The following is a 9,446-nucleotide window of genomic DNA, read 5'->3' on the forward strand; positions in this document are numbered from 1 at the left end:
AAACAAAAAGCCCGGCACGAAGGCCGGGCTTTTCAACGACGCTAGTGTTTCTCGTGGGCGCCGCCGGGCGCGCCGCCGCCGTGTGGCGCAGCACTGATGTGCGGAGCACCACCGCCGCCTCCAGCCGGATGTGGCATGGCGGGTGCAGGTGCGGCCGCACGCGGCGCCGGCATCTGCGCATGAGCATTCATCGGTGCACCATGGCTGACATCAGGCTGGGCGATGTGCGGCATGGCCGGCCGGGCCGCAGGCGCAGCCGACAGACGCGGCGCTTCATGCGGGCGCGTCGGTTGCGCACGCACGGCGTGGCTCGCCGCCTGCTCGTGCGTCATGCGTGCCTGAGCATCGCGCGGATTGCGCCCGTGCACAGCGGCCCGTTCATTGACCAAACGCTGGCTCCCTGCAGCTCGGTTGCGATCGATGCCGACTGCAGCCTCACGCTTGGCACCGATCGAGTCGCGCCGCGCCGTCGCAGCATCGGAGACTGCGGTGTTGTCTCTGGCGTTGTCCTTGACGTGTCCATCGCGTCGCAGCGCGAGCGCAGCGTCACGCGTCGCGGCGCGCCCGATCCGCGCGGCGCGCGGGTCGATCGTCATCCGCGTCGCAATGCGCTCATGCGACGTCCAGTAGCTGTTCCAGTAGGCGTGGCGGCGATACCACGGGCGCCCTTCATAGTAACTCGACCAATAGGAGCTGAGCGCGAAGGGAACGACGGGCACGTCGACCTCGTCGGCGTAGTCGGGCAGATAGACGTAGTGATTGCGGTAGAGATATTCGAGATATTGCGACGACACCCAGCCGCGGTCGTCGGAGAAGCTCACGTCGCACCAGGCATTGCCGCGCAGGCAACCATGGATGTTGACGCGAGCGCCTTCGGGAATGCGGTCGACCAGCGGAAAGCCCGCACCGGGACCGGCACGGAGTCCCGTCGAAACGGTGACGATTCCAGGAGCGGCCAATGCGGCCGTCGGCGCGAGCAGCAATGCTGCAACTAAAGCGGTTCTCAATCTCATGACGAAGTCCTCCTCTGGGAGTCGGAACGCGCAAGCGGAATAAAGCGTTCCGCTCACGATCGTCGTATCAGTCGAAAGATTGAGTGCTGCGCACGCAGTTCAATATTCATCCACCGTTCATCGGCGATCCCGCCTCAGTTCGCCTGCAGCATGATGCCGTCGAAATATGCTGCGAGCGCCGCAAAATCGTTGAGCGGCAGCACCTGCGCGACATATTGATCCGGCCGCACAACGACCATGCAGCCAGCTGTCCGATCGATGCCGCGCATGGCGAAAACGTCGTGGCCGCTCTTGAGGTCCGGACAGAACATCTTTTCGTAGTCGAGCAAACCGTAACGTCCCTTGCGCGGCAGCAACAGTGCCGGCATCGCCTCGATCGCCAGCTCGCGATGGTCCTGCTGAAACACGGCGCGCAGATCGATCACGGCATCGATGTCTGCGCCTGCAGGCGTAAATCGCTTCAGCGGCGACTCCCTGGCTTCCGTCAGGAAATTGCACAGCGCGCGAATGCCGGACCCGGCCGCCGCCGGATCCTCCGCGCCGGAAAACGCGTAGATGCGGAAGCGGCCATCCGCTAGCGCCGCATGGCCAAGATGCACCGGCTTCGCATCTCCCAGCCGGATGACCGGCGCGGAATGGAAGCGCTTGCCGATGACGAAACCTCGCGCGAGATGCTGATGCGAGGATGAGCCGGTGAGGATCGACGGCGTGTAGTGCGTCGCCGTGCCCGCCGTATAGCGTCCGTGCCTGACGAAATAGTCCTGCGTCTTGGCGGCATCGGCACCGCCGGCCTTGGCCGCCGAAGCCAATATCCCTGCCCATTCGCGATCGAAGTCGATCAGTTCCTTCGCCACCGCCTGCCGCTCGGCCGAATAGGAGTGCAGCAGGCTCGGCGCACACTGCTTGCGGAGAACGGCCGCGAGCTTCCAGCCGAGATTGAAGGCGTCCTGCATCGAAACGTTCATGCCCTGCCCGGCCTTCGGGCTGTGGGTGTGACAGGCATCGCCGGCGATGAAGATGCGGGGCAGTCGCGTGCCGATCTCGGCTTCCGGCACATCGTCGAACTTGTCGGTCAGGCGCTGGCCGATCTCATAGACCGACCACCAGGCGATCTCCTTCACCTCAAGCGCGTATGGCTTCAGGATCCGCCTCGCCTTCGCGATGACATCGTCAGCGGTGATGTTGCGGTTGGCGACCCGCTCGCCAGCGTCGAGCTTTGCAAGCTCCACGTAGATGCGAACCATGTAGCCGCCCTCGCGCGGAATGATCAGGAGGCTGCCGTCCTTCGCCGACTGGATCAGCGACTTGAAACGGATATCTGGGAAATCGGTCACCGCGAGCACGTCCATCACACCCCAGGCGTGGTTGGCGGAATCGCCATGCAGCTCGCGGCCGATCGATTTGCGCACCGTGCTGCGTGCGCCGTCGCAACCAACGACATAGCGCGCCTTGACCGTCTCGATCTTGCCCGCGTTCGCACCATCGACGCGTTCGAGACGTACGGTCGCCGCATGATCGGCGGCACCGGCGGCCGGATCGACTTGCAGGTCGAGCAGACGCCTTCCGTAGTAGGGCTCTAGCTTGGCCTGTGACCTGCGCATGACGTCGAGAAAGCCGTCATGGATGCGAGCCTGGTTGAGGATCACATGGGGGAATTCCGACAGCCCGTCCTCGACGTCCTGCACCCGGCCGCTACGGACGATCTTCTCCGGAGCCTGCCCATCCGGCTTCCAGAACGTGGTCTCGTTGACCCAATAGGCTTCCTTCAGCACGCGCTCGCTGAAACCAAAGGCGTGGAACATCTCCATGGTGCGGCAGGCGATGCCGTCGGCCTGGCCGATCGCGAGCCGGCCCGGCTTCTGCTCAACGATGCAGGTCTTGATGTCGCCGAATTGCGCGAGCTGGGCGGCTAGCGTCAGGCCTGCAGGGCCACAGCCGACGATGAGGACATCCACCTCGCCAGGGACCGCGCCCGCAGCGCCTGGAGCCTGAACACGCTCGGCAGGATCGGCGATCTCGGGGTCGCCCGGCTGGAATCCATTGAGATGGAATTGCATGAGCACTTCTCCGGTTGACGTCTCGTTCGATATTGATCAGTATACTGACTATCAGTATACTCGTCAACGATCGTCCACCGTGCCCGCCCTCGAGGAGAATTCGGTGAAAGACAACAACGACATGCCCGGACATCTTGCGCGGCGATTTCAACAGATCGCGGTGGCGGTATTCCTGGCCGAGGTCGGCGAAGCCGGCTTCGACCTGACCCCGGTGCAGTACGCGGCGCTTGCGACCATCAAGGCCAATCCGGGACTGGACCAGGTCACGCTCGCCGGACTGATCGCCTATGACCGCACGACCATCACCGGCGTCGTCGATCGCCTGGTGCAGAAGGGCCTCGCCGAGCGCCGCGCCTCAAGCCGCGATCGCCGCGCCCGCGAGCTCGAAATCACCGATGAGGGCCGCCGCGTGCTGCGCAAGATCACGCCGGCGGTCGAATCCGCGCAAGCGATCATGCTGCGGGGCCTCAGCGCGAAGGAAGGCGAGGAACTGATGCGGCTGTTGCGCAAGGCCATCGCCGCCGGCAACGAGCTCAGCCGCGCCCCGTTGCGCGAAATTCAGGCATGACCGGTTCCCGGATACGTAGATGTCGCAGACCTGCGAAACCTGGAACTAACCTTCGGCTGCTACCGTCACCCTCATTCGGCGCTTAACGCGCGATTAACTTTGCCGGTTTGGAGCCTTCGGATGTTCAGATTCGTCATTGCTGCCGCAGTCATCGCGCTGACCACCGGTCACTCACTCGCCAATGGCCATGGTGGCGGTGGTGGCGAAGCCCCTGCGCCGAAGGCGGAAGCGGCACCCGCACCCGCGCGCTATGTTCTGACCAAGCAGGGCCCCAAGCTCGTCGATCTCAAGGGCATGACGCTCTACTTCTATGAGCGTGACACCAGCGGCAAGACGTCGAGCTGTGACGGCAAATGCGCCGAGGCCTGGATTCCGTTGGCTGCTCCCGCGAATGCCCAGGCAACCGGCGATTTCACGCCGATCACCCGCAATGACGGCAGCAAGATGTGGGCCTTCCGCTACCGTCCGCTCTACACCTCGGTGGCCGACAAGGCGCCGGGCGAAGCCAATGGCACAGCCACGACGTTGCAATGGCGCGTCGCTCGGCCCGAGGACTAAGGTCGGAACGGCGTACGCGCGTCGCTGCCCGACGCGCCCGCAAGCTTGGCATGGGCCGCGGAATCGACCGAGGCGTAGTTCACGCCCGGGTTCGCGTGCAGCGCCACGTACACGAGCAGTCCGGCCAGGATCGATCCGTAGAAGCCGAGCGTGGCCAAACGCCACTTGCGCACGATGGTGCGATCGTTCTCATCAAATTGATCATTGAAATTTTGCATGATGCCTCCAATGGCAACGAGCCATGGAGGCATAGCACAACAGCAGTAAAACGTTTGTGAAGCAATTCACCTTTGGCGGCTCAGATGCGGGTCGGGCTGCGCTGGCTCATTTGCCGTCGAATTTCGACGGGACCTGCTGGAATACCAGCAAATTCGGGTTCACCGCGAGTGGCCGGACCTCTGTTGTCACCACCACGGGCCCCGTCGCGAACCAGAGCGCGGCAGCCGCCGCGATCACCATGCCCGCGCCAATCGCAGCAACGCTTTTCATGTGTCCACCCGGAGCGCCTAGTTGTTGAGAATGACGCCGTGCCGATGCCGCGACGGATGATCGGCTCCGACCAAAGCGTTCGGATCGGTTGCGATCACCGCCTCGGGCAGCGGCAACGGCTCGAGGCCGGCGAAGCGGCGATAGAGCGCTCCCATGACCGCGCCGCAAAATGCGGCCGGTACCGTCAGCACGGCGAGCAGCGGCACAGCGAACGCGAGCAGCAGCGCGCACGCAAATGCCGCAACGCCGCCGATCGCCGCATATTGCCAGGCGCTGCGGCGGTCCATCGCCCGCGCGACATGATGCACGCAGATCATGAAGATGGTCGCAGGAATGACCGAGATCACCAGCATCACCAGGAACGTCTGTGCCGGGATCACGGCCGCGAAGATGTGCGCGGTGCTCTTGTCCGCAAAGCCGTTCATCAAGAGGGGCAGAAGCGTGTAAGGCAACAGCGTCGCGAGCACGGTCGGCATCAGCGCTGCGATCGCGATGCCTGCGACCGAGGTGCGCACCCGGACCGGTCCGTCAAAAACCAACGGCGGCGGCATTGCAGGTTCGTTCGCCCTTGAAGGCGTGCCAGCGGCGACGGCAACAGGGCTGAGCCCCGCGAACTGTCCATAGAGGAATCCGCCGATCATCCCCGCAATGGTTGGCAGCAGGCCCATCGTCACCACCGCGCCATCACCGGGCGCAGCAAGCTGGAGGTGATTGCGTATTGCAATGCCGTAGCTGGCGGCCGCCATGACGCCGCCCATGAGGCCATAAGCGAGCCGGCTCGAGATCGTCCACTGCCGCAGCACGATATGCCCGGCGAACAGGAAGGCCGCATTGATCGCCATGCGGCCCGCGTAGAATATCAGGATCTGATCCGGCGACGGCACGCCTTCGGGATCGGTCACCTGCCCGCCGGCGACGGCGAAGACCATCAACACCGCTTCGACGATGGCGAGTGGAACGAGCGCAGCGAACAGCGCGCGCGGCGAATTCTTGACGAGATACATGCGAGCAACCCCTTGCTCGCTGCACGTTAGACGCGAAGCATTACGGCGCGCGCAAGACAATGCCTAAAATTGTCGGCAAGCGCCGCACGCTTCACCCGTGCCAGCTCGGTCCCGAGTCGATCTGGGCGTTCTGCCCCGGCGGTAGCACCACGACGGTCGCGTTGAGCTTCACCCGGTCGAACAGATCGATCACGTCCTCGTTGCGCATCCGGATACAACCCGACGAGATCGCCTGCCCGATATATTCCGGCTGGTTGGTACCGTGGATGCGATAGAGCGTGTCCTTGTTGCCGGCGTAGAGATAAATGCCACGTGCGCCGAGTGGATTGGCGGGACCGCCAGGCACGCGCGCCGGATAGGGCCCAAGCCGCGCCTGGATTTCCGGGGTCGGCACCCAATCCGGCCATTCCGCCAGACGGCCGACACGCGCGACGCCCGAGAAGGCCATCGCCTCTTCGCCGACCGCGACGCCATAGCGGATCGCCTTGCCATCGGGCAGCACGTAATAGAGGTAGCGCGCATCGGTATCGACCAGGATCGTACCCGGCTGCTCCTTGCGCGGATAATCGACGATATGGCGGAGATATTGCTCCGGCACGTTCGCCTGGGCATAAGGCGCGTTCGCCAACAATTGCCGATCTCGCGGCGTCATGCTCGCGTCGGTCGATGGCGACAATGTCGCCTGCATGCAGCCGCCGAGCGGCAGCAAGGCGGCAACGAAAAGTGCGATTGAGAGTCTTGGCACCGCCGGCCCCCGATAGCGGTTAGCAGCGCCCCCAGCGGGATCAGATGGGGCGCAAATCGTGCTGAAAAAAAGGCAGTGCGGAACATGTGGCCGTGTTCGGCGCGGCTGGTTCCATCACCACAGGGGCGGAAGACGGTCGCGATCTCTCCACTCCCTCGCCTTGCTTTGGTCAAACCCGGCTGGACTCGTGCGACATCGGGCCGACCTGATCAGATCTGGATCGGCTCACGCAACAATCGGCTCGCGCCAATGCGAACGACCGAGGGGTCAAAGGAGCTGCGATGCTCGCGATGCTGAACAGCCGGCAAATCGTCGATGAGATCGTGAAGGACACGATGAAGGACAACGATCCGCACGACGCCGTGCAAATTTCGCCTGACGTGATCAGAGCCTCGCGCGTCGGCAGCGAAGCGCCAACGCTTGCGCCAGAATTGACGACGCGTCCGGAGCCGAAGTTCGCGCCGGCGCCCGCCATCAATCTGGAGCCAAGGGTCAATCCCGGTCCCGAGCCGCAAGCCTTGGAGTCGCAAGCCTTGGAGCCGCAAGCCTTGGAGCCGCAAGCCTTGGAGCCGCAAGCGCTGGAGCCGAAGGCAGCGGCGCCCTCGGTCGATACCGCGGTGCGCGTAACGGCGGACGACGGTCGCAACCGCGAGCGGCGATCCGCCGCGGGCAAGTGGCTTCGCGGCGCGTTCGTCACGTTCCTGTTTGCAGGCGGCAGCGCCGCCGCCACCATTGCCTGGGAGCAACACGGCGACACCGCGACGCAGATGCTCGCCCAATGGGTACCGTCATTGGCATCGCTGCTGCCGTCGTCATCGCCGACGGCGCCTGGCCCGTCCGCGCAAGCCGCCCCACCCGTTGCGCAGGATCAGGCTGCCGATCAGTCGGCACCAGCGCCTGCGGCGCAGAGCGCCGCCGCAGCACCTGCGCCTGCCACGACACAGCCCGTCGTCGCCGCACCATCGGTGGAATCGATGACGCGCGACATCGCGGCGATGGCGCGGCAAATCGAGCAGCTCAAGGCCAACATTGCGGAGCTGAAGGCAGGTCAGGAGCAGATGGTCCGCGAGGTGGCGAAGCCATCAACACCGAAGCCGACAGCCGAAGCAAAACCACCGATCAATTTGCCCGCGCGCGTATCGGCGATTCAACCGCACGCTCCGGCGCCGCTGCCGCCGCCGGTTCGCAAACCGAAGCCCGTGGTGTCGCACACCTACATGCCGGCTTACTCGCCCACGCCGCTCGCGCCGCCGTCACAGGCTGCCGCGGTGCCACCGCCGGTGGCACCACCGGTCGCGACGACGCAAGCCGTTGCCGATGATGACGGACCTGTCGTGCGTCCACCGATGCCGTTGCACTAGAGCCGCATCAATCGACGACGCAAGCTGCCCGACTCGATGCCGTGATCTGAGACCGTACGACTACGGTGATGTTACTACGGTCAGGCGTCTCAGGGCGTAAAGAGAAAAGGCCGTCGGGATCTATGCCGCCGGCCTTCTCTTGCAGCTGCCGGTTCCCGGAGCCCGGTTCTGCTGCAATTCCAATGCCTCATGATCAGGCGAACATATTTAATAAAATCTTAACGCGTTGGAATGCTGCACATCATTTCTGCGCCATACGCACAGAGATTGCGCGCTCCGTTCATCGGTTGGAGATCGACTCAGTGGTACGATATCCAGCATGCGTTGAAGGCTTCGGTTGAAGCCTTCTTGTGAAGATTTGGATCGTCACACCGGGGAATTCGGATGCCGTACTACTCCTTCGATCTCGTTGACGGTGAAGAGTTCAAGAACCAGGGCGGAATCATCCTCGAAGATATCGAGGTCGCTTCAGATCGCGCCGTTCAATTGGCGAGTGAGCTGTCGCAAGTGAAGCCTGAGTTGCAGCGAAAGGGTTGCGCCGTGCGCGTCACCGATCGCGATCACAACGAGGTCTATCGCACGCCGCTCGATCCTGTGCCGGCCTGGCGCCGCTAGGCTCCCGCACCGCACGAACAGGCGGCAATCGGGCCCCCGCACCATTGCGGAGCGGCCCGCAGGACGGTAGCCTCCTCAAAAAATGAGGAGGACCCTGGGAATGCGCGCCCCGTTACTGATGGCAGGCCTGCTGCTGATCGCAACCTCAGCCCGAGCCGCTGACGACCACACACGCTCGAACTACGTGACGATGGTCTTGCAGGCCTTTGCCGCCAAGGTCGAGTGCCCGGGCACGGACGTGGCCTATCCGGATCTGGTGCAGAAGGCGCAGCAGATGCAGCTGCCCGACGGCACCACCGAGCAGGTGCGCAAGGCCATTGCCTGGATGCACACCGGCGGCAAGATGGGCGAGAAGCAGTCGGACGACATCATGGCAGAGGTCGCGGTCGCAACGCAGACGACCGATCTCGACCAGCGCCGGCTCGGCATGAGCAATTGGTGCGAAAAGCAGAAGGCCAATCTTGCCGGGTTGATCCGCAGCAAGGGCGGCTAAAGCATGATCCGGAAAAGTGCGAAGCGGTTTTCCGGAAAGATCATGCGCAAACAACAATCTAAAGCGCGATGACGAGTCATCCAGATCTCATCGCGCTTTGGGCACGGTTCAGCTGTTAAGCACGGCGCGGCGGAATCGTCGTCGCGGCACAGAATCGTCACATTCCTGGCGAGCATGCGGGCATCTTCCATCAGGAGAACCCTCTTTCATCAGGAGACCCCCATGCGGACACTTGATCTCGTCTTCGCCGGCGCGCTTGCGGTGAGCGCCGTGCTGGCGGCCCCAGCCCTGGCGAGGAACTCCGACGCCCCGAAGGGCGAGGACAAGGCGACCTCATCATCCTGCAGCGCCTACCAGCAGGCGGCCGATGGATCGTGGCAGCAACTCCCGTGCAAGGAGGCGGGGGAGCGTGCGCAGCCCCAGACGCAGCGCAAGCAGGTGACGCAAGGCGCCGACCAGGGCGAGCGGTAGGCCGCGGAGACCGAGCGGGAACCGGCCGGCCTAGTCAGGGTTGAGCCCGGGCAGCTTGCTTGCCGCGGTGCG

Annotated in this window: 13 protein-coding genes; 6 read left to right on the top strand and 7 right to left on the bottom strand. The window is 64.0% G+C overall.

The genetic code is table 11. The annotated features are described in order from the left end of the window. Positions 1 to 41: 41 nt before the first annotated feature. Positions 42 to 1,013 (bottom strand): SH3 domain-containing protein, encoded by a 972-nt coding sequence (locus JQ621_RS03900; protein WP_212233078.1) that lies wholly within the window; start codon positions 1,011 to 1,013, stop codon positions 42 to 44. Positions 1,014 to 1,147: 134 nt separating this feature from the next. Next, positions 1,148 to 3,070, bottom strand: coding sequence for an FAD-binding monooxygenase (locus tag JQ621_RS03905; protein WP_212233079.1), 1,923 nt, complete (start codon positions 3,068 to 3,070; stop codon positions 1,148 to 1,150). Positions 3,071 to 3,173: 103 nt separating this feature from the next. Between JQ621_RS03905 and JQ621_RS03910 the strand changes: the two genes are divergently transcribed. Together JQ621_RS03910 and JQ621_RS03915 are read left to right on the top strand one after the other, a co-directional pair. After that, the gene (locus tag JQ621_RS03910; RefSeq protein WP_212233080.1) at positions 3,174 to 3,638 is read left to right on the top strand and encodes a MarR family winged helix-turn-helix transcriptional regulator; all 465 of its coding nucleotides are present in this window, start codon (positions 3,174 to 3,176) and stop codon (positions 3,636 to 3,638) included. Between the two features lie 120 nt (positions 3,639 to 3,758). Further along, entirely contained in the window at positions 3,759 to 4,196 is a 438-nt protein-coding gene (locus JQ621_RS03915) for a COG4315 family predicted lipoprotein (RefSeq protein ID WP_212233081.1), read from the top strand. Here the strand turns inward: JQ621_RS03915 and JQ621_RS03920 are convergent. From JQ621_RS03920 to JQ621_RS03935, 4 genes are all read right to left on the bottom strand, one after another. Then, positions 4,193 to 4,414, bottom strand: coding sequence for a hypothetical protein (locus tag JQ621_RS03920; protein ID WP_212233082.1), 222 nt, complete (start codon positions 4,412 to 4,414; stop codon positions 4,193 to 4,195). The genes JQ621_RS03915 and JQ621_RS03920 overlap by 4 nt on opposite strands. A 106-nt stretch (positions 4,415 to 4,520) precedes the next feature. Then, complete coding sequence (locus tag JQ621_RS03925) at positions 4,521 to 4,685, bottom strand: hypothetical protein (RefSeq protein ID WP_212233083.1); 165 nt, start codon at positions 4,683 to 4,685, stop codon at positions 4,521 to 4,523. Between the two features lie 17 nt (positions 4,686 to 4,702). Beyond that, on the bottom strand, positions 4,703 to 5,689 hold the full coding sequence (locus JQ621_RS03930) for a hypothetical protein (RefSeq protein WP_212233084.1): 987 nt from the start codon (positions 5,687 to 5,689) through the stop codon (positions 4,703 to 4,705). Positions 5,690 to 5,780: 91 nt separating this feature from the next. Further along, on the bottom strand, positions 5,781 to 6,377 hold the full coding sequence (locus JQ621_RS03935) for a L,D-transpeptidase (RefSeq protein WP_212233793.1): 597 nt from the start codon (positions 6,375 to 6,377) through the stop codon (positions 5,781 to 5,783). A 338-nt stretch (positions 6,378 to 6,715) separates the two neighbouring features. On the opposite strand from JQ621_RS03935, the gene JQ621_RS03940 reads away from it, so the two are divergent. The 3 genes from JQ621_RS03940 to JQ621_RS03950 all read left to right on the top strand — a co-directional run bounded on the left by JQ621_RS03940 (position 6,716) and on the right by JQ621_RS03950 (position 8,903). Continuing rightward, positions 6,716 to 7,795, top strand: a complete 1,080-nt coding sequence (locus JQ621_RS03940) for a hypothetical protein (RefSeq protein WP_212233085.1) — start codon at positions 6,716 to 6,718, stop codon at positions 7,793 to 7,795. A 384-nt stretch (positions 7,796 to 8,179) separates the two neighbouring features. Then, positions 8,180 to 8,410: a DUF6894 family protein gene (locus JQ621_RS03945; protein WP_212233086.1), complete on the top strand. Its 231-nt coding sequence runs from the start codon at positions 8,180 to 8,182 to the stop codon at positions 8,408 to 8,410. Between the two features lie 100 nt (positions 8,411 to 8,510). Further along, positions 8,511 to 8,903, top strand: coding sequence for a hypothetical protein (locus tag JQ621_RS03950; protein WP_212233087.1), 393 nt, complete (start codon positions 8,511 to 8,513; stop codon positions 8,901 to 8,903). Here the strand turns inward: JQ621_RS03950 and JQ621_RS03955 are convergent. Beyond that, positions 8,900 to 9,094 (bottom strand): hypothetical protein, encoded by a 195-nt coding sequence (locus JQ621_RS03955; RefSeq protein WP_212233088.1) that lies wholly within the window; start codon positions 9,092 to 9,094, stop codon positions 8,900 to 8,902. The two genes, JQ621_RS03950 and JQ621_RS03955, sit on opposite strands and share 4 nt — an antisense overlap. 31 nt (positions 9,095 to 9,125) lie before the next feature. Between JQ621_RS03955 and JQ621_RS03960 the strand changes: the two genes are divergently transcribed. Further along, complete coding sequence (locus tag JQ621_RS03960; protein ID WP_212233089.1) at positions 9,126 to 9,374, top strand: hypothetical protein; 249 nt, start codon at positions 9,126 to 9,128, stop codon at positions 9,372 to 9,374. Positions 9,375 to 9,446 lie beyond the last annotated feature (72 nt).

Origin of the sequence: Bradyrhizobium manausense (assembly GCF_018129685.1) — a bacterium.
Taxonomy (GTDB): Bacteria; Pseudomonadota; Alphaproteobacteria; order Rhizobiales; family Xanthobacteraceae; genus Bradyrhizobium; species Bradyrhizobium manausense_D.

Coding starts and splice junctions, on each gene's coding strand:
- JQ621_RS03905 (WP_212233079.1), bottom strand. CDS start 3,070: ATGCAATTCCATCTCAATGGATTCCAGCCGGGCGACCCCGAGATCGCC.
- JQ621_RS03950 (WP_212233087.1), top strand. CDS start 8,511: ATGCGCGCCCCGTTACTGATGGCAGGCCTGCTGCTGATCGCAACCTCA.
- JQ621_RS03920 (WP_212233082.1), bottom strand. CDS start 4,414: ATGCAAAATTTCAATGATCAATTTGATGAGAACGATCGCACCATCGTG.
- JQ621_RS03930 (WP_212233084.1), bottom strand. CDS start 5,689: ATGTATCTCGTCAAGAATTCGCCGCGCGCGCTGTTCGCTGCGCTCGTT.
- JQ621_RS03925 (WP_212233083.1), bottom strand. CDS start 4,685: ATGAAAAGCGTTGCTGCGATTGGCGCGGGCATGGTGATCGCGGCGGCT.
- JQ621_RS03940 (WP_212233085.1), top strand. CDS start 6,716: ATGCTCGCGATGCTGAACAGCCGGCAAATCGTCGATGAGATCGTGAAG.
- JQ621_RS03945 (WP_212233086.1), top strand. CDS start 8,180: ATGCCGTACTACTCCTTCGATCTCGTTGACGGTGAAGAGTTCAAGAAC.
- JQ621_RS03935 (WP_212233793.1), bottom strand. CDS start 6,377: ATGCAGGCGACATTGTCGCCATCGACCGACGCGAGCATGACGCCGCGA.
- JQ621_RS03900 (WP_212233078.1), bottom strand. CDS start 1,013: ATGAGATTGAGAACCGCTTTAGTTGCAGCATTGCTGCTCGCGCCGACG.
- JQ621_RS03955 (WP_212233088.1), bottom strand. CDS start 9,094: ATGGAAGATGCCCGCATGCTCGCCAGGAATGTGACGATTCTGTGCCGC.
- JQ621_RS03915 (WP_212233081.1), top strand. CDS start 3,759: ATGTTCAGATTCGTCATTGCTGCCGCAGTCATCGCGCTGACCACCGGT.
- JQ621_RS03960 (WP_212233089.1), top strand. CDS start 9,126: ATGCGGACACTTGATCTCGTCTTCGCCGGCGCGCTTGCGGTGAGCGCC.